The 23,367-nt window shown below is 38.3% G+C and carries 17 protein-coding genes and 1 pseudogene; 13 read left to right on the forward strand and 5 right to left on the reverse strand.

Going from position 1 to position 23,367, the window contains the following annotated elements; all coding sequences use genetic code 11:
- The first annotated feature begins 180 nt into the window (after positions 1–180).
- The 4 genes from N1I80_RS00365 (at position 181) to N1I80_RS00380 (ending at position 4,475) form a co-directional block, all read left to right on the forward strand.
- Complete coding sequence (locus N1I80_RS00365) at positions 181–1,158, forward strand: ring-cleaving dioxygenase (RefSeq protein WP_340736008.1); 978 nt, start codon at positions 181–183, stop codon at positions 1,156–1,158.
- 577 nt (positions 1,159–1,735) lie between these two features.
- Positions 1,736–3,340 carry a gamma-glutamyltransferase family protein gene (locus N1I80_RS00370; protein WP_340736009.1) on the forward strand — a complete coding sequence of 535 codons (1,605 nt, stop codon included), beginning with the start codon at positions 1,736–1,738 and terminating at the stop codon, positions 3,338–3,340.
- 23 nt (positions 3,341–3,363) lie between these two features.
- Positions 3,364–3,942, forward strand: coding sequence for a chromate transporter (locus N1I80_RS00375; protein WP_340739935.1), 579 nt, complete (start codon positions 3,364–3,366; stop codon positions 3,940–3,942).
- Entirely contained in the window at positions 3,939–4,475 is a 537-nt protein-coding gene (locus N1I80_RS00380; RefSeq protein ID WP_340736010.1) for a chromate transporter, read from the forward strand. Before N1I80_RS00375 ends, N1I80_RS00380 begins: the two co-directional genes overlap by 4 nt.
- Before the next feature lie 392 nt (positions 4,476–4,867).
- Here N1I80_RS00380 and N1I80_RS00385 read toward each other — a convergent pair whose 3' ends face one another.
- Positions 4,868–6,052 carry an MFS transporter gene (locus N1I80_RS00385; protein ID WP_340736011.1) on the reverse strand — a complete coding sequence of 395 codons (1,185 nt, stop codon included), beginning with the start codon at positions 6,050–6,052 and terminating at the stop codon, positions 4,868–4,870.
- Positions 6,053–6,465: 413 nt separating this feature from the next.
- On the opposite strand from N1I80_RS00385, the gene N1I80_RS00390 reads away from it, so the two are divergent.
- The 3 genes from N1I80_RS00390 to N1I80_RS00400 are packed head-to-tail and all read left to right on the forward strand — an operon-like array spanning position 6,466 to position 10,647.
- Positions 6,466–8,352, forward strand: coding sequence for a beta-glucoside-specific PTS transporter subunit IIABC (locus tag N1I80_RS00390; RefSeq protein WP_340736012.1), 1,887 nt, complete (start codon positions 6,466–6,468; stop codon positions 8,350–8,352).
- A gap of 23 nt (positions 8,353–8,375) precedes the next feature.
- Entirely contained in the window at positions 8,376–9,779 is a 1,404-nt protein-coding gene (locus N1I80_RS00395) for a glycoside hydrolase family 1 protein (RefSeq protein WP_340736013.1), read from the forward strand.
- Between the two features lie 25 nt (positions 9,780–9,804).
- Positions 9,805–10,647: a PRD domain-containing protein gene (locus tag N1I80_RS00400; protein ID WP_340736014.1), complete on the forward strand. Its 843-nt coding sequence runs from the start codon at positions 9,805–9,807 to the stop codon at positions 10,645–10,647.
- Between the two features lie 331 nt (positions 10,648–10,978).
- Here N1I80_RS00400 and N1I80_RS00405 read toward each other — a convergent pair whose 3' ends face one another.
- Positions 10,979–11,257: a helix-turn-helix domain-containing protein gene (locus N1I80_RS00405; protein ID WP_340736015.1), complete on the reverse strand. Its 279-nt coding sequence runs from the start codon at positions 11,255–11,257 to the stop codon at positions 10,979–10,981.
- Between the two features lie 646 nt (positions 11,258–11,903).
- Between N1I80_RS00405 and N1I80_RS00410 the strand changes: the two genes are divergently transcribed.
- From N1I80_RS00410 to tnpA, 5 genes and pseudogenes are all read left to right on the forward strand, one after another.
- Positions 11,904–12,248 (forward strand): hypothetical protein, encoded by a 345-nt coding sequence (locus N1I80_RS00410; protein ID WP_340736016.1) that lies wholly within the window; start codon positions 11,904–11,906, stop codon positions 12,246–12,248.
- Positions 12,249–12,264: 16 nt separating this feature from the next.
- Positions 12,265–12,645 carry a hypothetical protein gene (locus N1I80_RS00415; RefSeq protein WP_340736017.1) on the forward strand — a complete coding sequence of 127 codons (381 nt, stop codon included), beginning with the start codon at positions 12,265–12,267 and terminating at the stop codon, positions 12,643–12,645.
- Positions 12,646–12,730: 85 nt separating this feature from the next.
- Positions 12,731–13,135, forward strand: a complete 405-nt coding sequence (locus tag N1I80_RS00420) for a (deoxy)nucleoside triphosphate pyrophosphohydrolase (RefSeq protein WP_340739936.1) — start codon at positions 12,731–12,733, stop codon at positions 13,133–13,135.
- A gap of 25 nt (positions 13,136–13,160) precedes the next feature.
- Positions 13,161–16,055 (forward strand): DEAD/DEAH box helicase, encoded by a 2,895-nt coding sequence (locus N1I80_RS00425; protein WP_340736018.1) that lies wholly within the window; start codon positions 13,161–13,163, stop codon positions 16,053–16,055.
- A 379-nt stretch (positions 16,056–16,434) separates the two neighbouring features.
- A pseudogene (gene tnpA / locus N1I80_RS00430) lies at positions 16,435–16,790 on the forward strand (IS200/IS605 family transposase).
- Positions 16,791–17,263: 473 nt separating this feature from the next.
- Here tnpA and N1I80_RS00435 read toward each other — a convergent pair.
- From N1I80_RS00435 to N1I80_RS00445, 3 genes are read right to left on the reverse strand one after another with little or no spacing between them, the layout of a single operon-like run.
- Entirely contained in the window at positions 17,264–19,627 is a 2,364-nt protein-coding gene (locus N1I80_RS00435; RefSeq protein ID WP_340736019.1) for an N-6 DNA methylase, read from the reverse strand.
- A gap of 57 nt (positions 19,628–19,684) precedes the next feature.
- The gene (locus tag N1I80_RS00440; protein WP_340736020.1) at positions 19,685–20,290 is read right to left on the reverse strand and encodes a hypothetical protein; all 606 of its coding nucleotides are present in this window, start codon (positions 20,288–20,290) and stop codon (positions 19,685–19,687) included.
- Positions 20,268–21,449, reverse strand: a complete 1,182-nt coding sequence (locus tag N1I80_RS00445) for a GmrSD restriction endonuclease domain-containing protein (RefSeq protein WP_340736021.1) — start codon at positions 21,447–21,449, stop codon at positions 20,268–20,270. The genes N1I80_RS00440 and N1I80_RS00445 overlap by 23 nt, the downstream gene beginning before the upstream one ends.
- A gap of 606 nt (positions 21,450–22,055) precedes the next feature.
- Here N1I80_RS00445 and N1I80_RS00450 point away from each other — a divergent pair.
- A complete protein-coding gene (locus N1I80_RS00450) occupies positions 22,056–23,252 on the forward strand; it encodes an MFS transporter (RefSeq protein ID WP_340736022.1) in 1,197 nt (398 codons plus the stop codon).
- Positions 23,253–23,367 lie beyond the last annotated feature (115 nt).

Below are 23,367 nucleotides of genomic sequence, written 5' to 3' on the forward strand. Positions count from 1 at the left end.
CGACATATAGCTATTTATAAGTATAAGACATAGGATAAAAGTTTAATGTAAAAGTAATGTAAAGATTGTGTAAGCCATTTCAAATCAAAGATATTGACATTGTCGTATATCTATTATAAAATTATCTTGAATTCAAGATAATTGTTATATGGACATAAAACATATATTGGAGGACTACTCATGAATCATTTAAAAGGAATGCATCACGTAACAGCCATTACAAGTAGCGCAGAGGAGAATTACAAATTTTTCACCTATGTACTAGGCATGCGTTTAGTGAAGAAAACGGTCAACCAAGATGACATTCAAACGTACCACCTATTCTTTGCAGATGACGTAGGCGGCGCGGGAACAGACATGACATTTTTCGATTTCCCAGGCATTCAAAAAGGTACGCACGGTACAAACGAAATCTATAGAACAGCTTTCCGTGTGCCGACGGATGCTGCATTAGACTATTGGGTGAAGCGCTTTGATCGACTAGGTGTGAAGCATGACGGCATTGAAGAGCAGTTTGGCGTCAAAGTACTGTCATTCGTCGATTTCGATGACCAGCAATACCAAATGATTTCAGATGAAAACAATAAAGGCATTGCATCCGGTACACCATGGCAAAAAGGGCCCGTTCCATTGGAATATGCCATCACTGGACTAGGACCGATCCATATTCGTATTATTGAATTTGATTATATGAAAGAGGTACTGGAAAAGGTGCTATTATTCAAGGAAATTGCGCAAGAGGGAGATTTGCATTTATTCGAAGTTGGTGAAGGCGGAAATGGCGCACAAGTTATTGTGGAAAAAAATGATGTACTTCCGCCAGGTCAACAAGGCTTTGGTACCGTCCACCACGCAGCATTCCGTGTCGAAGACCGTGCTGTACTGGACGAATGGACGGAGCGCATCGAAAGCTTTGGCTTACGCACATCCGGCTACGTCGATCGCTTCTTCTTCGAATCGTTGTATTCACGAGTAGCACCAGGCATTCTTTTCGAATTCGCCACAGACGGACCGGGCTTCATGGGCGATGAACCATACGAAACACTTGGCGAAAAACTATCGCTACCTCCGTTTTTAGAAGGGCAACGCGAGCAAATCGAGAACATGGTGCGTCCGATTGATACGGTGAGAAGCACTAAAGAATTTACGAAGGAATAATAAGAGAGGCCTTTCATACGGTTGTTTACGTGTGGAAGGGCTTTTATTATACATATTGACATAAAGAATCCCCTCAATAACGCTTGGCGCTTCAGCGACCCTAGTAGGTGCCTTCGCTGGAGATTAGGTAGAATCATATGTGTAGTTATAAAATAAGGACCAAATAAGGTGCATTTAGCGTACCTTATTTGGTCCTTATTTTTTAATTATTTTTTTCACTTGTTTCTTACGATATTCTGATTAAATCAAGGTATTTTCACTATCTGCACACTTGGAATCTAGATGTATCTATAGAATAAGAACCAAATAAGGAGTCCTAAATCGAAAATAAGAACCAATTATGGGCATTTAACGCACCTCTTATTTGGTTCTTATTTTTTATATGAATAAAAATAGCCCCCAAGTATATTACATGACCATCCGAGTGCCTGTTACCACTATGCCATGGAGACATTCTCATAACGTCCTTATAAAGTCCATGTGAAAAAGCAACGGTGACAGGCATTCGCCTGTGAGTATATATAGTTACAACTATCCAAGGTATAATCAGAGTATTACAACACCGAGGGGGATTTTCATGGATTATTTATACCACCCGTACCAATCACAACGTCATACCGTATTTGCACGAAAAGGCATGGTTGCCACTTCGCAGCCTCTTGCAGCTAATGCAGGGCTGGAGATTATGCAAAAAGGTGGTAACGCTATCGATGCAGCCATTGCTACTGCAGCAGCGCTGACAGTCGTCGAACCAACTTCAAATGGAATCGGTGGCGATGCATTTGCACTCGTTTGGGTGAAAGATAAGCTCTACGGACTCAATGCATCCGGCCCAGCACCTGCCACATTAACGCCCGAAGCTGTGAAAGCACTTGGGCATGACAAGATGCCGGTTCATGGCATGGTGCCGATAACAGTTCCTGGTGAACCGGCTGCTTGGGCAGAATTATCACGTAGATTTGGCAAGCTACCCTTGAAAGAAGTGCTGGTACCTGCGATACGCTACGCAGAAGAAGGCTATCCATTGACCCCAATCCTCGCGAAATACTGGGGAATCGCTTATAAAAAATTTAAAGAAAAGCTCACGGGCGATGAATTCACAGCATGGTTTGACACCTTTGCACCAAATGGACGTGCACCTGAAACAGGTGAAATGTGGTCTTCGCCAGGCCATGCAAAAACACTGCGGGCCATTGCAGACACAGATGCACGTGATTTTTATGGAGGAGAAATTGCGAATCAAATCGATGCCTATATGAAAAAGTACGGCGGATTTTTATCCAAAGAAGATCTTGCTGCCTACAAGCCAGAGTGGGTAGAGCCCATTTCTGTGAACTATAAAGGGTATGATGTATGGGAAATTCCACCGAATGGTCATGGCATGGTCGCACTCATGGCGCTCAATATCTATAACAAACAAAGTAAACCAGAGTGGAATTCAGTCCAGACACTCCATGAGCAAATCGAAAGCATGAAGTTAGCCTTCACAGACGGCAAAGCATTTATCACAGAGGAAGCGGATATGCCAGTTGAAACGGCATATCTATTATCGGAAGAGTATGCCAAAAAACGTTCCGCATTGATTGGTGATGAAGCACTAGAACCACAAGTGTATGATTTGCCAAAGGGAGGAACGGTCTACCTGGCAACGGCTGATGAGGAAGGGAATATGGTGTCCTTCATCCAGTCCAACTACATGGGCTTTGGTTCGGGCATTGTGGTACCGGGAACAGGCATTGGCCTGCAAAATCGTGGGTGTGACTTTTCACTGGAAGAGGGTCATCCGAATGTATTGAAGCCAGGGAAACGGACTTATCACACGATTATTCCAGGATTCCTATCGAAGGATAGACAAGCAGTTGGACCATTTGGTGTCATGGGTGGTTATATGCAACCTCAAGGACACTATCAAGTTGTGCTCAACACAGTAGACTTCTTGTTGAATCCGCAAGCGGCATTGGATGTGCCGAGATGGCAATGGATTGCAGGTAAGAAAATACTGGTAGAACCGGAGTTCCCGGAACGTTTGGTGAAGGAATTGATTGTGAAAGGGCATGAAGTCACCATTGCTAAGGATAGCGGCAGTTTTGGACGTGGGCAGATTATATGGCGTAATCCGGTGACGGGTGTGCTGCAGGGCGGTACAGAATCACGGACGGATGGAGCGATTGCAGTTTGGTAAAAAATAAGTCGAATCCACCAGGAGTGGAAGGTGGAACTACGAATAATAGATGGAGACTCCAGGTGGATCTATTCATCGCATTTTGCAGAGTTGGTTTGCTAGGTTTCGGAGGAGGCCCTTCAGCAATTCCGTTATTCCATCAGGAAGTCGTGCGCAAATATGGCTGGATGGATGAAGAAGAATTCGGTGATACATTGGCCTTGGCGAACACATTGCCTGGACCGATTGCAACAAAACTTGCTGGCTATATCGGCTACAAAGTGGGTGGGAAAACAGGATGTATTAATGCTCTAATTGCATCCGTTATCCCTACGTCTCTAATGATGGTTCTGTTAATCGGACTATTACAGAAGTATAAGGATATCCCGTGGGTTCAGAATATGTCAGCTTCCGTCGTACCTGTTGTGGCCGTTATGCTAGGTGTCTTGTCTTGGGACTTCATCAAAAAATCGGGTGATACACTGGGCTGGAAAAGAGCGGTGGTCATGCTGATTGCGGCTGGAATACTGATGGAAGCCCTGCACATCCATCCAGCGTTTCTTATCCTGGCAATAATTATATTAATCTTCTTGCCTATGCTGAAAAGGGGGAAAAACGTATGATCTACTGGCAGCTATTTCTAGCCTTTTTCATCTCAGGAATGCTTGGCTATGGCGGGGGACCCGCCACGATTCCTCTCGTCGAAAACGAGGTTGTTGACACCTATGGCTGGATGACTACGCAAGAATTCAGTGAAGTCGTCGCCATCGGTAATTCGCTGCCCGGACCCATCGCAACGAAAATGGCAGCGTCCATCGGCTATTCAGAAGGTGGAATCCTAGGCGCCTTCATCGCTTTGTTTGCCTCTGTCGCCCCTTCACTCATGCTGCTGATTGGGTTGATGTCGATTCTCATTAAGTATAAGGATCGATCCGAGGTGAAAAACTTAACAAAGCTCATTCGCCCAGTCATCGCCATCTTACTCGTATTCATGACGTTGCAGTTTGTAGGTGAGTCAGTAGAGGGAGTCGGTTATTTATCGACGGCAATCATTGCTATCGTGAGCTTTGTAATGTTAGAGAAGTGGAAGTGGCATCCCGCGTTTGTGATACTATTGGCGCTTGGTTTTGGGGCGGTTACGGGGATTGATTGGTGACTAGGGGTACCTGGTACTAAACGAATCCATTGAATTTCGCTCCGGCGCTTGGGGATGCCTCCCGCGATAAGCCTGTTAGAAAACCACTAACAGTCTTATCACTTCGGCGACCCCAGTAGTCGCCTTCGCTAGAAATCACATATGTGGCTAAAAAATAAGGACCAAATAAAGTACATGTAACGTACTCTATTTGGTCCTTATTTTTTAGTGCCTCTTTTTTAGGTGAATAAAAAATCGATACCAAGTACATGACAAGCCGAGTGGCTGTTACCATTATGTCATGGAGACTTCCTCCTAAATGTCCTTATAAGATTTTTGAAAAAAAGCAACGGTGACAGGCATTCGCAAGTTTTAGGAATAACCTGGGAATACTAGGTGTGGGAAAAGTTCACCTAAGAAACTTTTTTCTTAGGTGATTTTCCTTCTCCCTTACAAGAATAAACTAAAGAAATAAAGAAGGCAGTAAAACAAGTTCCGGCCAAAAATAGAAACGCTGCTTTCATGGATAGCTGGTCATAAATGCCACCGCTAATTACAGGGAAAATAGTCATACCTGAGGCATAGATGGCCTGAAAAAAACCCAATGCGGTTGAGCGCTTTCGCAGAGGAATGGATTGGAGTGCCTCAGAAGTTAGAAGTGAAAACAAAACCCCTGTGCCTATTCCGGGAATTACCTGTAGGAAACAAACAATGAAAATGGAACTCGATTGAGGAACCAATAAGCAATATATGCCAAGTAATAAAAAGCTGGAATATATCCACTGCTTTTTTGTACATAGCTGAAGAAATTTAGTGGAGGCAAGTTTGGCAAATAAAACGGCAGATAGCATATAGATGATGGAGGAAAAACCAATTACCCTATTTGTTGCACCAAGGTCCTGGATGACTTGGTTCGTAAAGGACATAGTTGTAGACATTTGTACCCCCTGTTGTACCAATGCCAGACAAGAGTAAAGCAATAGGTTTTTATCTTTTATAACCTGTAATAAATCAATTACACGTATTTTAGGTTGAATAGATGGTTTTGTTGCATGAAGGAAAAAGGAAAGTATACATGCTATAAGACCAGCTGCTAAACTGAATGTACAAATGATCAACATGCCAACGCTATCATACAAGAAAGTACTCGTGATAAAACCAAGTAACATACCAGCATTATTAGCCATTATAATTTTACTTGTTGCACGGGTTTGGTCCCCTTTTGTAAAGGATCCCATATACAATATCATAAAGGAAATCCAAGTTGCGCTTGCTATTCCTGATAAAATATTTGCTATTAAAAAGCCAATATCGGCAGGTAAAAAAATACGAAATAAGGAAGCAGCACCAGCAAAAAAAGATCCTAAAATAATAAAAAGCCTATGATTACTGCTAAGATCGGCGAGAACACCTACAGGTAATCGAAGGAAAAGTTGTGATATACCGTATGCACCAATAATGACACCGACTAAATTACTAGAAACATGTGATAAAAGTAGGTAGGTAGTTTGGTAAGGGACGTAGACGTATTGGGCGAACCAAAAAAACACTACAATCCATAAAATTAACGATGTTTGCCTGGTTTGTGTAGTTTCCATTTTTCCACTGATTCCTTTCGTTTCTAGGCTTAGATTTTGCAGATTTTCTTATGTATCAGCGTATACAATATGGGTGAATTACCGATAATGCCATTCAGCTGGGTTTTATAATGTAGTATATTAGACTAAGAAATAAATTTGCACAAGTATAACTTTTCGCTTTTTTTATTCTGGATTAGGAAGAAAAGGCTTGCAATGAAAATGAAAGCGTGTTAATTTATAGTCAAAGCTAAATAGCGGAACACAATTTGACGTGTTACTGGTAATGCAGGCAAGATCAAATGTACATCAAATGGACTAAGGGAAATCTATGTATTTCTCGCGGACTATTTGTGTATGTTTGGTCTTTTTTGTGTCAATGCGTATTCCTATTCATTAGTGAACAGGCCAATACTTACAAAGGAGTGATGAGTATGAATAATCAACAGATTGCAAAAGATATTTTGAGCAATGTTGGAGGAAAAGGGAATGTATCTGGATTAACCCATTGCTATACGCGTTTGCGGTTTAATCTAAACGATACGGGGAAAGTAAATAAAGAGAATCTAGAGAAGATGGATGATGTTATTTCTGTTGTAGAGAGTGGGGGACAATTCCAGGTTGTGATTGGAAATAAGGTTGAAGACGTATACAACCATATTATGCCCCTGTTAGACGGAGTGGAAAAGAAGGAAAATAAACAAGAAAAGAAAGGTTCTATTGGGAGTAGAATTTTAAATACCTTTACGGCAATCTTTATTCCGGTTATTCCGGCAATTGCTGCGTCCGGGATGTTAAAAGGAATATTGGCGCTTGCTGTAATGATTGCCACTTCCTATTGGGACGTTGATATTAAGGGGTTTCATACGTATATCATTTTGAATGCAGCATCCAATGCGGTATTTTATTTCTTCCCGATCATTATTGGTTATGCAGCAGCAAAAGTGTTTAAGACCAATGAATTAATTGCAATGGTGTTAGCAGCAACCCTGTGTTACCCTGACATTGTTGCATTAATGATAGGAGATGACCCGGTTACTTTATTTGGAATTAGTGTCACACAAGCTAATTACACATCAACTGTTATTCCAATTATCATTGCTGTATTTATTATGGCGTATGTTCAGCGCTTTTTCGAACGCGTTACACCTGAGGTTTTAAAAATCATTATGGTGCCGACATTCACATTATTAGTGATGGTACCTACAACCTTGATTATTTTCGGACCTATCGGCATTTACCTGGGTGACTTTATCAACTGGATATACTACATCATTATGGATTTCAGCCCAACCTTATTAGGTGCTTTTATTGGAGGGATTTGGTGTGTGCTTGTTATCTTTGGTGCCCATAAAGCAATTCTACCAATAGGCATTAATGATGTCGCACAAACGGGTCAACAAAATTTGCTAGCATTTGCAGGAGCAGCTAACTTCTCACAAGCAGGAGCAGCCGCAGGAGTTTTCTTAAAGACAAAGAATAAAAAGATGAAAACCTTAGCTGCCACATCAACGGTTACAGCACTCTTTGGAATTACTGAACCTGCCATATACGGGGTTAATCTTAGATTGAAAAAACCAATGATTTATGCAGTAATCAGTGGAGCACTAGGTGGTGCATTGATGGGGTGGGGCGGATCCTACGGGACAGCCTTTGCGAATCAAGGGATCCTAACGATACCTGTCTATATTGAAGCGGGAACAAAAGCCTTTTTATGCTATCTGATTGGAATTGCGATTGCCTTCTTTGGAGCAGCAGCCATGACAATGATACTTGGTTTTAAAGATATTCCTGAAGACATAGATGATGAAGATGAGCCTTCAATAGATACAGATAAATTTGTACCGAATTCAGTAAGGGTAGATGGCGATATAAGTCTTCCTTCACCGATTCAAGGAAGACTTGTCCCCCTATCCCATGTAAAGGATGAGGTATTTGCCTCAGGAGTAATGGGAGAAGGAATTGCAGTTTATCCCGAGGTAGGCGAAGTTATTGCACCAATGGATTGTAAAGTATCTGTCCTTTATCCAACATTACATGCGATTGGATTACAATTCGAAAACGGAGTGGAGATGCTTATTCATATTGGTTTAGATACGGTTGAGCTAGGGGGAGAAGGATTTGAAGCCCATGTAAAGGTTGGCGATGAGATTAGCAAAGGAACTAAAATAGTCTCATTTGATATCCAAGCTATTGAGTCTAAAGGATATGATCTTAGCACACCAGTTATTATTACAAATTCTTCACAATACCAAAGTGTTTTATGTGTAGAAAATACAAAAGCAACAACTCATAATGAGTTGTTTTCAATAAAATCATAAATTAAAGCATAGGGGTGCCAAATATGAAAAACAATTTTGCAAAAGACTTTTGGTGGGGAGCTTCATCTTCAGCTTTCCAAATTGAAGGAGCATGGAACGAGGACGGTAAAGGAAAAACAGTTGCGGATCATAATGCATTTCAAAAAGCAGATGTGCAAGCCGATACACAAGTAGCAAGTGATTTCTATCACAACTATAAAGAAGATATCCTTTTAATGAAGGAACTTGGATTAAAAACATACCGATTCTCCATCTCATGGGCTAGAATTATTCCTGATGGCGACGGAGTGGTAAATCAAAAAGGAATCGACTTTTACAATGATGTCATTGATTTTTTATTGGAAAATGATATTATTCCATTTGTAACGCTGTATCATTTCGACCTTCCATTTGCACTTGTTGAAAAGTATAATGGATGGGAAAGTCGTGAGTCTGTGTTTGCCTTTGAACGATATGCAAAGACTTGCTTTGAGGCCTTTGGTGATCGTGTGATATATTGGCAGGTGCATAATGAGCAAAATCTAATGATTCGTGTTGATATACGGATGAATCTATATGATACGCCAAGTGATCAAATCGAAAAAGTAAGGGCGCAGATGGATTACCATATGTTTCTCGCTCATGCGCTTGCAACAAATGCTTGCCATGAAATGCTTCCAAATGCGAAGATTGGTCCAGCTGTGTCATCTACAATGACTTATCCTAGTTCAAACCGTCCGGAAGATGTATGGGCGGCAAGAATGAATGATAATTTTAAAACAAATTATGCCCTGGAAATGCATTGTTTTGGTGAATACCCGGGATACTACAAAGGGTATCTTGAGAAATGCAATATTTATCCTGAAACGAAGCCAGAAGACGCAGAAATATTGAAGGTTGCAAAGCCGGACTTTATCGCAGTGAACTATTATCGTACGCTGGTAGCGAGCTATCTTCCGGTCGATGAGGCGCATCCATTTGGAACGAAAGTAAATGATATTGACTTTGACCTATATGGATATTTCAAGCATGAAAAGAACCCAAATCTTGTTGCAACGGATTATGGTATCCAGGTAGATCCGATGGGCTTACGGCTTGTGTTGAATGATTATTACGAAAAATATCGTCTGCCGATGATTATTACAGAAAACGGTTTAGGTACAGGTGATCAGTTGACAGAAGACGGAAAAGTTCATGACGATTATCGCATCGAATACTTGGAGGGGCATATCGCAGCTTGTAATGAGGCTATTGCAGATGGTGTGGAGTTATTTGGCTATTGCCCGTGGTCTGTTATGGATTTATTGAGTTCACGACAAGGATTTATGAAACGATATGGCTTCATTTATGTAGATCGGGATGATTTTGATGTGAAAGAGTTACGTAGGATTAAGAAAGACAGCTTTTTCTGGTATCAGGATGTTATCAAAAAAAATGGATTAAACTAATCCAAAAAGGAATAGGAATGTAGCCATGCAGATCCTAAAAGTGATGAACAATTCATTGGTATTAGCGGTTAATAATTTGGGAAATGAATGCATTTTAATGGGAAAAGGAATAGGATATAAGAAATCCATTGGCTATGAGATACAAGAGTCTGAGATAGAGAAGACATTTATCCTTAAAGACAAGGCGATTTTGAAAAACTTTGTGCAGTTGGCAAGTGAGCTAGATGACACTTACTTTAACGTCGTTAATGAAATTATTGAGTATGCGATAAAAGAACATGAAATTGATGTCATGGATTACCTATATCTATCCTTGTCCGACCATATTGCTTTTGCCGCTAATCGTTACCACGAGGGGAAAATGGGTGAGAAGTTTAAGTATATTGAGGTTGTAAAATACCATCAAAAGGAATATGCCATCGGGAAATATGCCGTAGCACTTATTAATCAAACAATGGGAATTGAATTACCCGAAAGTGAGGCTTCTGCAATAGGCTTACATTTTGTGAACGCGCGTTTAAATTCGGAATCTCATAATAAAGAAGCGCAAATTGTAATGCTGATGGACCATATTGAAGCAATCGTCCAAAGAAAGGCAAACACTTATTTTGAAAAGGAGAGCCTTTCTTACTCGAGATTTATAACTCATCTAAAGTTTTTTGCAGAGAGAATCATAAAAAAACAAATTTTTGAAGATACTGATACTGATATTCTGTACAATCAATTAAGTCAATCTATGTCAAGGGAACATGAGATTATTGAGGGTATTACACAGTTTGTTAAACAAAAACATGCCGTTGATTTAACTAAACAGGAGAAAATTTATTTAACTATTCATATCCACCGAATTCTGGGTAATACTCGATAATTAAGTAGGGATTACTGAATAAGAAGGTCGATTCGAAAGGTCATTGAAAATCGATGACTCGTAAAGAAAGTGCCTAGTTCTAACAAGTGGAAAATTTGGGCTCTTTGTAAAATGACGTTGGTGAAGAATATTAGCTATAATTTATTTAGTGTAGGGCTATCCAAGAAGTCAGTGAAGCTGATTTTTAGGATAGTCCTTTTTGTATAATATTCCATGTGAACCATTGTTTTCATTCCAAATAGACGCTTTCCATGGGGGGACGGTGAGCTTCTACGTCTCGAAAATCAAGATTCTGTAAGTAACGGTGACAGGCACTCGCCAGAAGAAGCAATTAAGCTAAACTAATCGCCTCTTCTGTACGGTCAACGAGTTTTAATTCAAGCCCTAAAGCAATCGACAGCTTCAACAAAGTAGACACTTTTGGCAGATCAATCCCATTTTCGATTCTTGAAATTGTTTTCTGTGGGACACCTGATAACGCCGACAATTGGGCCTGGGTCATCTTTTTACGATCCCTTGTAGCCATTAAAGTTCCCACCATCTCCATTAACGCAAAGTTATAAGCGTCTTCAGATTGTAGTTGGTTACGAAGGTCATCAAAGTTTTTCATGTGAAATCCTCCTGTTTCAAGTGAAAAGACCTGTGTGATTCTTTTATTGGTCAGATTATAACACAGGTGTTATCAGTTTGAATTAAATACTCACTAGGAATTTATTAAAAGCGTGGCTCGCTGGACCATTGGAATCAAGAACAAGGACCAAATAAGGTACATTTGGCGTACCTTATTTGGTCTCTATATTTTAAAGTCGTTTTTGCACCTGCAGCTTACGTTATTGTGATTAAACCGGGGTATTCCCACTGTCTACGCACTTGAAATTAGGTTCTATTTTTAGAATAAGAACCAAATAAGGAGTCCTAAACCAAAAATAAGGAACATTTAATGTACCTTATTTTTGATCCTTTTAGTTTACGCAACTGGTTTAGAAAATCGATTGTAGGGGATCGGATATATAATATATATACATTGAATTAAATAATCCGACTACCCACCGATTTCCGTTACGAGCGGACGCTTTCCGCGGGCACGGCTTCAGCCAATCGAACAGTGAAGGCTTCGATTGGCCGTATTTCTGCGATCTTTGCGGAAAATTAAGGCATCCTGCTCTCAACGCTCCGCTTTTGTTCGCAAAAGCCGCTCTTCACTCCAATCGGCTGGAGAAAAATTAATTCAACTTATATAGAAAGGAGTGACTGATTTGAAACCATTGATCCAGTATAAAATTCAAGAAACAGCAGTCCGGGTGGTTCATGATGATGGAGAAATCGTCATTATGAATGGAATTTTAATAGAAGGGGATCAGCTTTGTACAATTTATGATTTGGATGATAAGTCGTTTTCATTCGCATGTGCCCTGATTGAGGATTTGTATCATATGTTGTCATTCCAAGATCTGTCGATGCGAGTAGAAGAGCTTGAAGGAGAGAAAATGCTTTACGTCTGTAACGAGTGCCATGAAATGCACGAAGATGAAACATATATATGTCAGGTTTGTGATTGTGAAAGCTTGCGGCTTGTTCCTGAATCAGAATTGATCAATTGAGGGGGAGGGAGGAACAGTGAATTTTAAAAGTGCATCGATTCAAGTAGTAGATGAGAGTGAAGCGATTGTGATGCGGGATGGAATATTAATAGAAAGTGATGAAATCTGTGCAATTTATGATGTAAATGAAGGTTTTTTCACATATGTATGCACAACTCACTTAGAATTGAGTACCATGCTTACTATGCAAGATCTTCGTATGAAAGATTTAGATGAAGCAGACCGCCTATGCTCTCAATGTGGCACGCCGATGCAAGAAGGATTTGTTTTTGAATCAGATGTAACGCAGTATTGTAGCGAAAAGTGTCTGACACAGGTGATTACGTGGGAGGATTATTTGTTGATGCATGATAATGGGAATGGTGATGCTTATTGGACGGATTGGTATGATTGTTGAAAATTAGCGGTAGATGTTGGATAATGTTTGTATACAGACAATTCGGAACTAAATTTGATGTGAATAGAAAGAAAAGGTGAGAATCATTAAGAAAACAGTACATGTTGTAGGTGCGATTATTGAAAATGATAATAAAGAAATTCTTTGTGCACTACGAGGACCAGAAATGACGTTACCAAACTACTGGGAGTTCCCAGGGGGCAAGATTGAGCAAGGTGAATCAAAGGAAGAGGCATTAAAGCGAGAGATTCAAGAAGAGTTGGGTTGCACGATCGAAGTTTTTGATCATGTTGAAGATACGACATATGAATATGAAAAAGTCATTGTGCGATTAGAGACATTTATGGTGAAGGTTGTTTCAGGAATACCAGAAGTCTCTGAACACGCGGAACTAAAGTGGATGACTAGACAAGAGTTACCTTCACTTAACTGGGCGCCGGCAGATATTCCTGCTATTGAAAAATTATCGAATACAATCCTGCACAAATAATATAGAGAAATGGTGTGAGTTTTATATGGAAAGCTTTATTCGTAATTTAACAACATCATTACATGAAGGATTTATCGATAAAAGTCAAAGTAATTCTGGGAGCTTTAAACCGGAGCTACTGATCAATAATGAAAAGAAAAATAGTCATGTATTAAATACCTTACAGGAGGAACTGGCGAACAGCGAGGACTTCCTTTTTTCAGTTGCATTTATAACTGAGAGTGGGTTAGCTACGCTAAAGTCCTTATTTTTGGACCTCAAAGAAAAAGGCGTTACAGGACGTATATTAACGTCTACTTATTTATATTTTAATCAACCAAAAGTGTTTAAAGAACTTATGAAATTAACAAACATAGAAGTACGATTAACCAATTTAAAAGGCTTCCATTCTAAAGGCTATATATTTAAACAAAAAACACATTACTCGTTGATTGTAGGAAGTTCCAATTTAACTGCACATGCATTAAAAGTGAATTATGAGTGGAATGTGAAATTGACTTCCCATGAAGATGGCGATATTGTTCATCATTTTAAAAATCAGTTTGAAGACGTATGGTCCAACTCAGAATTACTTACTGAAGAGTGGATAGAAAGTTATGAAATAGAGTACGAGAAAAATGCGGACAAAAGGTTAGCTGAGCAAGTTATTGAGATACCTGGAAAGTATACGACCAATGCAATTGAAGAGTCTTTAAAAATAGTACCAAACAAGATGCAACAAGCTGCATTACTACAAATTCAGGCGGTGCGTGATGAAGGAAAAGATAAGGGGCTCGTCATTTCAGCAACGGGTACTGGGAAAACGTATTTATCCGCATTTGATGTGAGAAATTTTGCACCTAAACGTATGTTGTTTATTGTTCATCGAGAACAGATCCTAAACAAAGCAAAAGATGATTTTCAAAGAATCCTTGGCGGCATCAGTGAAGATTTTGGGATGTATGTAGGGACAAGTAAGCAGGTGGATAAGAAGTATCTATTCGCTAGTATTCAAACCTTGTCAAAACAAGAGAATCTAATCCAATTCGATCCGACAGATTTTGATTATATATTGATAGATGAAGTACATAAGGCTGGCGCGGCTTCTTATTTAAGAGTAATTGACTATTTCAAACCGAAGTTTTTAATGGGAATGACAGCCACGCCAGAACGGACAGATGACTTTAATATCTATGAACTGTTCGATTACAACATCGCATATGAAATCCGTTTACAAGAAGCGCTTGAAGAGGACATGCTTTGCCCATTTCATTATTTTGGTGTAACGGATTTTGAACATGATGGAGAGGAAATTGACGACGCAAGCCTTTTATCAAAGCTTGTTACAGAAGAACGTGTCGATCATATACTTGAAAAAGTAGATTACTATGGTTTTTCTGGAGAGACTGTAAAGGGGCTAATGTTCTGTAGTCGAAAAGATGAAGCTGTACAATTGTCGCAGGTGTTGAATGCGAGAGGATTACGGACCGTAGCTTTGTTAGGCGATCATTCTCCAGAGGAAAGAGAACGTCAGATAAACCTATTGGAAAATGGCTTCCTTGATTACATTTTAACCGTGGATATTTTTAATGAAGGAATCGACATTCCTTGTATCAATCAAGTCGTCATGCTGAGACAAACGCAGTCGAGTATTATCTTTATTCAACAGCTTGGACGAGGATTGCGGAAGCATGATTCAAAAAGTTATGTCACGATCATTGATTTCATCGGCAACTATAAAAACAACTATCTGATTCCTGTGGCGTTGTCAGGTGACCAATCCCTAAATAAAGATAATATACGCCGACACACGAAAGATACGAGTTATATAAAAGGTGTTTCAACGATTAACTTCGAGGAGATTGCCAAGAAAAAAATCTTTAGCTCTATTAATCAAAGCAATCTAACGGCATTGAAGATTTTGAGGGACGCGTATACTGATTTGAAAAATAAAATCGGTAAAGTTCCGTATTTATATGATTTTGTCGTAAATCATTCGATTGATCCGACAGTTATCGCGGATAAGTATGTGAACTACTATCGCTTTTTATTGAAAATGAATGAAGAAGTACCGGCATTAAGTGTTTATGAAGACAAAGTATTAACAATGCTTTCCGCAGAAGTGTTAAATGGCAAACGAAAGCATGAAATCATTTTGATTGAGATGTTATTGAAGAAAAATGAAGATTCACATGACGCTTATTTGGAGCTGCTAATAGCCAATGATTGCCGTACAGACGAAGCCACCCTTCAATCAGTAAATAGAATCCTAGATCTTTCATTTTTTACGCTGGCCAATAAAAGTAAGTACGGAGAAAAGCCGATTGTGGAGTTGAATGAAGCTGGACGATATCAATTCAATGCATTCATCCAAGAAAGTCTGGTGAAGAATCCATATTTCACAAAACTAATTAAAGATGTCATCGATAGTGCCAAAGAGAAAGCAGAAAAATATCAATGTGATCAGCCACTTACGCTGTACGAAAAGTATTCAAGAAAAGATGCATGTAAACTGTTGAATTGGAGTAGTGACGAAAGCTCGACTATGTACGGGTACAAGCCAAAGCACGGCACATGTCCAATCTTCGTGACCTATCATAAAAATGATGAAGTCGAATCGAGTGTCGACTACGGTGATGAGTTCTTAAGCCCTGGACTTTTTAAATGGTATACAAGAAGTAACAGAACGCTGCAATCTGGAGAAGTTCAACAAGTCATTCACTCAGATGAAAAAAATAATGATATTCATATCTTTATAAAGAAGGATGACGGTGAAGGAACTGACTTTTATTATCTAGGAAAGGGATTTCCAGATAAGTCTAGTGTTGAAGAGGACTGGATGGTTGATAAGAATGGGAAGGAACTTCCGGTTGTGCATATGCACATGGTGATGGAGCAGGCTGTGGAGGGGAAGCTTTATCATTACTTGGTAAAGGAATGACAAGGGGGAGTTTGTTGCTATTAGGTGAACTGAACCATAAATGAAGTAGAATTTTTAATAAAAGCGGTTATTAGTCACTTGAAAACCTTGTAGTCAACAGACTATTTATAATGACAGCTGCTTTCCTCTTGTCCGATTGATTTTCTAATGGACTAAGAATGACTAAATGGAGGAGTTCTTTTTCCACACCTGTTTACATCGCACTTCCCATCGTGAAATTTATTTTCCAAATGCGTGGTCTAACTCCACCGTCTTTAGACGGTATACGCTTTTAGCCTTCCCCTTCGATGTCCATACTTAGGGTGAGGTGAAAAGTATGGACGGATAAAGAAAAAATAGTCATGCGGTTTTTGATATCAAGTATCATGTCATCTGGGTAATGAAATACAGATATAAAGTGTTACACGGTCCAATTGCGGTAAGAACGCGGGAGTTAATACGGCAAGGGGAATCACAATTCTGCAAGGAAGTGTAGGAAAAGATCACATTCACTTGTTGTTATCATATCCACCTAGTCTTGCTCCAAGTAAAATTATGCAATATCTCAAAGGAAGATCATCGAGCCTACTTCAGGAGCAATTTCCTGATTTGAAAAAGAAATATTGGGGACAGCACTTATGGGCAAGAGGCTATTTTTGCGCCACTGTTGGAACAGTAGATGAAGAAACGATTAGAAATTATATCGCTACCCAGTTCAATGAAGACGGGAACGATATATTTAGGATTGAAGATTGAGTTTTGTCGATAGTTAGTTTGCTTAAGCATAAGGCTTTGAGATGACTTCAGTCATAGGACAAACGACTTTAGTCGTAGACATTTATGTCGTAAATCCATCTGCTTTAGCAGGTGGTCGTTTAAGGAACTGCGTCTAGTTTTCTTATTGGATATTTATCAAGACCAACATCCCTAGAAGGAATAAATATGGAGGAGCCATATGCGATGACTCGCACGTACGGATCAGTGAGAGGTGCATGAATTTATTAACATGCACCTAATCCGGTCTGCAACTAATTTAATTGACTGTGGATAACCTTCGGAACAGGTAAATACGAATCCTTGCTTTTTGTAAATTCGAAAATTTTTGTTGATGAATTGTTTCGGGTTCTTTTTTATGTGACTTGAGTCGATCCACATGGAAGCTTTATAGTTACTGAAAACATATAAGAGATTGGATGGTTATAAATCAGGGTTTTTATATCTCGGGACAACTATAGAAATTTAGTATATGTTAAAGAGTTGACAAATTCTTGTATTTTTTCAAAATCTATATCTTTTTTATTGTTAACAGGTAAATAAATAATAGAGTTTTTCATTCTCTCAACATGCCATTTGCGACCATAGTTATACCTGAATTTCTCATGTTTTAACATAGCTATAATATACATAGCTATATTTTCATCCATCTTGAACTTCGGGTAAAGAACATTCACATCATCAGAGGCCCAAAAAGCATCGGGTTGATAGAAAGCTTCAGCTACTGAACCATTATAATTCACAGTAATTGTATTACCTTCATGAATAGGTTCTTGTCCAATATATGCTGTTACCCCATTATTATTTTCTGTAGATCCGATAAAAGGCGTTGTCCCGGGTATCATATTGGCTTTAGTCAATCTTTTTCCTTTTCTAATATCAAAAAGTGTTTCAAGTCTGAATGCTTTCCATGAAGATTGTTTCACAGTTATTAAGCTTTTTGAATCATTATTAAGTCTGTTGTTTTTGGACATTTTATAGAGGGCATACTTTTGAACAGTTTTTTCAAAGTCTTCAATGTTTAGATTTTCAAAGCTAGTATCCATATAGGCTTCGGCACACCATTCATCTTCACTCGTAACATAGTGTGTTACAGCCTCGCCTGGAACACTTTCTCTATTTTTATATTGTTCAACCCATCTATTTTTAATATGCTTCCATTTTTTATGCAAATCTATTCTACCTAAGTGTTTGGTTTTAACTAGACCATCGTCTTTCCAATAACCAAACCAAGTCTTTCTATTTGTAATACTATGAGGTTTGTGTGCTCTAAATACCATAATACAAGTTACTGTACCAACTGGATAAAATAAGTTCTCTGGCATAGACATTACGGCTTCTAATGTATGTTCTGCTAAAATGGCGGCTTTCATAGGATGACTATTTGTTGCGCAAGTAATAGGAACTATCGCAAACCCTATCCCTTCACTTTCCAAAGAATCTAACATTTGTTTAATAAATACTAGTTCATGCAGTCCCTCATCCGACTGAGAGTATGGTGGATTGATCATTCCAATATTCGGTTTATGGTTTTGTACTAATTGAATAATTCCCTCATCGAAACAGGAGCCTTGGAATAAGTTAGCTTTACCATCTCCCCTTAAAATCATGTTACTCGAAGCAAGTGCATACATATTTGGTTGCTGTTCAATTCCGATAAGACAACTTTCTTTGATGAATTTTCTTTGTTCTTCAGTGACTGACTTTCTCATCAGGTATTGCATCGAAGAAATTAAAAAAGCTCCCGTCCCTGTACAGATATCTAATACTTTATCTGCGTGAATAACATTATCTTTGTCAGTAAATATAGATAGGTTAGCCAATTCGGCAAAGAGTTCTGTTATATGTCTTGGGGTTAAAACTATGCCTAAAGACTTTTTATCGCCACCAGTATATTTCAAGAACTCTCCGTAGAACTCTCCAACAACGTCGAAATCATGGTAAATATTTATAAATGGCCATACTTTTTCATTCAAAAGCCTTATAAGCTCATTTAGTGGGCCTTTAGGATACCTTTTACTCGATTTCCCTAATTCAGGGTGTACGGCTATGCTTGAATATGGCTGGGTCATATTTGCTTTTTTAGAGTTTGGAATATCAGCAAGATTAATCTCTTCTTTGATAACTCGCATCCATTCCTGTTGTAATTTTTCTGGCTTATGCAGATCAAATGTTTTCGAGAAAACTTCGTTTTTTAGTGCTATTAGAGTTCCGCTTACTAGCAAAGGTTTTTCACTTTCAGTAAGTTTAGCATGATCTCTCATAAATTCATGTAATTCTCTTGAAAATTCCATTAAGTTACTATACCTATTACTTACAACTTCTGGATCAAAGGCAGCGTATCGCATATAATCATCAAAAGATATTATGCTTTCAATTGGCACAGCATTTTCGTCTATAAGAGTTTTCCCGTTTTTAGATGATTTGGAAACTAGAAGTGTGGTTATTTTTAAAGATTCAATCGTTTGACCACTTACAGCTATTGCTATTACATTAAAAGAATTAGACAATGCATTTGCATAATGTAGTACACCATCTACGGTGTACGAAGCTATATTATTATGACTTTTACTCTCATGATATTTAGTATCGGCTTTACAGTCTATGATTATTAAGAAATCTGGGAAAGACGGTGAAGATACGATGAATTTTGGGTAACCTACTCCATTTTTTCCTGACTTGTTAGCATTTCTCAATAGTCTTTTCACTTCAGAAATTCTACTTTTTTGTTCCTCGATTATTATATCATTTTCATCTTCATAATATTTCAGATTTCTAAATGCATCTCTAATGATATTTTCAGTTATTCTTTCATTCAATTTAAAACAATCCCCATCTAAAGTGAAATGAAGATTCTAGAATAGAACCTTCGGACCTTATTGATTTTGTATAGCATATTCTTTTTTTAAAACCTTCATCCAATCGTTGCAAGCCACAAGGACTTTATATAATGTTTTGTCCTCATCTGAATTTAAAAAAGAAATTTCACTATCAGGTATAAGTTTTGTGTCAAATGCATTTGAGATATCTGGTCGGACCTCGTGTGCTAATTTATTGCGGATATTCAGAATATCAATTACTATTTCAGAGTCTAATTTAGACGCTTGGGAACTAAATAGTTTATGTGAATTTTCATGAATTTTTATATCTTTAAACTGTAAGGTGAACTTTAATATTTGATTAAGTGTCAAAACCTTCATATGTTCGAATAGACTAGCTTTATATTTAATAGATTGTTCATTCATTATTATTTTCATGCTTTTAACATCGAACCTTTCTTGGCTTTTCCTAGAAACCGCCCCCATAAAGAAAAACCATTTTTGATATAGTTCGTGCTTATTTTCTATGTCTTCATTATATATTCTAACAAACTCTTCAATTAAATATGTTTTCATATGCAATTCAAATTCGGGAAAACTCTCCCAAAAATCGAAAAAAATATCTTGATAGCTTTTATAGTTAGAGCTTTGAGATAACATCATTTACAACACCTACCCTGGCATTTACATTCGTGGTAGTTGACAAAGACTTTTCGAATGTGTTTAAAAAGTCCTGGCAACTGTATAATTTATTAATAATGTCATCGATATTGCTTTCAGAAATAACTTTGTAAAATGGCATTAAAGCATCTAAAGTATATTCAGTAGACTTACTAAGTCCTTTCTCTTCTTCAGCTTTTTTAATTACATCGGATTTATTAAGCAATTCTTTTAATAAATATACTGTTTTAACTACTTTAGGAATGTCCTTATTAGTTATCTTTAATTCAGCTGTATTGTTTTGATATTTCTGCAAAACTGTATTTATCATATCCTTTGGTCTAGAGTTATACTTTTCGAAATATACTACTCCATTCTCATTTCTAAATTGTTCAATGTAAGCGAGAGACTGAAACACCCTATTTATATTTTTAAATCTCTTTTTCTCAGCAGGTGAAAATGCCGTTGCGAATGTACCGAATTCCTCTATTTTTTTAACTTCTTCACGAACTTCATCCGTTATATTAGAGGCGTAAATTGCATTTCTCAGTTCAGCTTGGGTTAATTTAATGCTTCCCCTATTCAATCTTGCAAATACATCATACTTAATTTCTGGATGAGCATTTTGTGATATTACGTATAAGTCTATAACTGAAGATAGCATTTTTTCAACTTCATCAGGAAAACTCTGTTCAATGTATTCAAAATCTTTACTTCCAAAAAGATCTGCATAGTATTGAAGGTCACTTGTTAAGTTTAATTTGTTATCAAAAAAGTTTTGAATGGATGTAAGACGTTGTTTTCCATCGACAACCTCATAAGTAATTGAGTCTAGGGCTTTTTTCGGCCTTATTTCAGCCAAATAAATTGGTGGAATGATTATTCCTATAAATAATGATTCAATAAATTGGGATTGCGTATCTTTATTCCATACTTCTTTTCTCTGGTAGTTGGGATCTAACTTAATAATACCTGCTTTAACTTTTTGGTATATTTCAGATAAACTCCAGGTGTGTTTTAATATTTTAAGACTCTTTAGTTGTTCACGCTTCTCTTCATAGTCAATAGTATGTGGTTGATCTTCTGATTTTTCAAATATGTTTTCTCCATGAACTAAATCATCGTCGGGGTTTTCAATCAATTCTAGCTCTTCTTTATCCATACTGATTCCTCCTTAATTAACTACCTATTTAATATTCTACGGAATCTCAATTGAATATACAAACTAACTTTCTAATTAAATTATTTTTTACTACAATATCCCTCTCCTTTTCAGAGTATAAGGAAGAAACTATTGTCATTTCTAATGATAGACTATGCAGATCCAAGTGTTTTGCCGATATCAATATTTAATGAAGGCTGGATACGTAAGCTAACTATCAAAAAGTAAGGTTTTTCCGCCTCTCTTATCGGCATTAATTGTATTTAACAGGGGAAGATTGTCTCCTTTATTTTTTGCTGGTAGCGGGCTGTTCGCTTACCTGCCTCCCCCTGAATGTCAAGCAGCCTGAGACGCAGCGCTACAAGTGAATAGTGGTCACGACAGCTTAGAACGTTAATTATTCGCAAATTGATTCAACCATAAACAAACAAGGTGCCTAATCCCAAACAACTAAACACCGTCGGGAACCAAGCACCTTATTTCATTCCGCCCAACCCCATCAGTATAATCTCAAATCCATCTAGACACCACCACCCATCATTGATAGCATAAGACAAGCACCACTACCTTCAAATAACGCTGAATAATGCAGATACGGAGAATAAAATGAAAAAATTCATATGGATTGCTTCACTAATTTATTGTTTAAACGGTTTCGGCCATATCATCATCGGAACTGTTTTAGAACCGATGGTTGATTCATATGGGATTCATTACAAGGATGGCGGACAGCTGATTATGAATCAGTTTTTGGGCTTTTTAGGTGGAGTGATGTTTGCACCGCTTATCGTCAATCGGCTTGGCCGGAGAACAACGATTTTTCTTGCCTTGCTTATTTTTGCTCTTTCCCAGTTTGTGTTTGGTGTTTTACCTAATTGGAATGTGATGTTAGCTGTCGCACCGTTTGCTGGGGCGGGAATAGGGGTTGCGGAGACGATTGTTGCTTCTCTTATTATTGGTCATTTGAAGGAAAAGAAGGCTACGACACTTGTTATCGTTGAAATCTTTTTTGGAGTTGGCGCATTGGCGATTCCAGTCATCTCTGCCTTTTTGATCATGACGGGTGTATGGAATTTTTCGTTTACATTTGTAGCGGTGTTTGCTTCGGTCATTATGCTACTCTGGTTACTTCTTCCGTTTGGGGAATTGGATCCAGTTTTAAAAAGGCAGCCGGAAGTTTTACCTGAAGATGGGCATAAACCTGTGAAAAAACGTTACTCTAGAAGGCAATTGCCGATTATTGCGACGGGTGCGGTGTTTTTCTTTATGTATGTGGGCACTGAAATGGTGTTGCCAAACTACTTGCCGACAATCTTGAGCAAAACAACGAATTTAGATGCTTCCACACTGGCTTTAAGTATTACAGTCTTTTGGGCAGCGATGACACTTGGACGTATCAGTATGACGGGTATCATAGATAGAATAGGCTATAGCAAGCTCTTTATTATTTGCTGTACGGGTCAGTTTTTTACCCTGTTGATGTTTGCTTATTCAACTTCGGTCATGTTTAGTTTTATCTCCATATTCTTGACGGGTTTATTAATGGGAGGAGTCTTCTCCATCGGCCTCTTGATTGTGAATGAAACGTCTAAAGGATTGGAGGAATGGACAACGAGTATACTGATGGCCATGGGGGGATTAGGTGGTGCATTCTTGCCAAGAATTGTTGGCGAACTGATCGATCGTTACCCAATTAGCGTCACCCTATGGGCACTTGTATTATGTGCTTTTATTCTTGTGAGCTTAATGGCCGTTATTTTTTACTTTAGGAAAAGGGCAATTCCTACAATACAGGCTAACTAGGAACTTCTGTTATTGGGGAATTGATTCGACCATAAAAAAACAGGTGTCTGGTCTCAACAAGTAAAGTTTGTTTGAGAACCAGGCACCTGTTTTATGGAGTTCATTTCATACTACG

The sequence above is a fragment of the Sporosarcina sp. FSL K6-3457 genome, assembly GCF_038007285.1.
In the GTDB taxonomy this organism is placed as follows: Bacteria; Bacillota; Bacilli; order Bacillales_A; family Planococcaceae; genus Sporosarcina.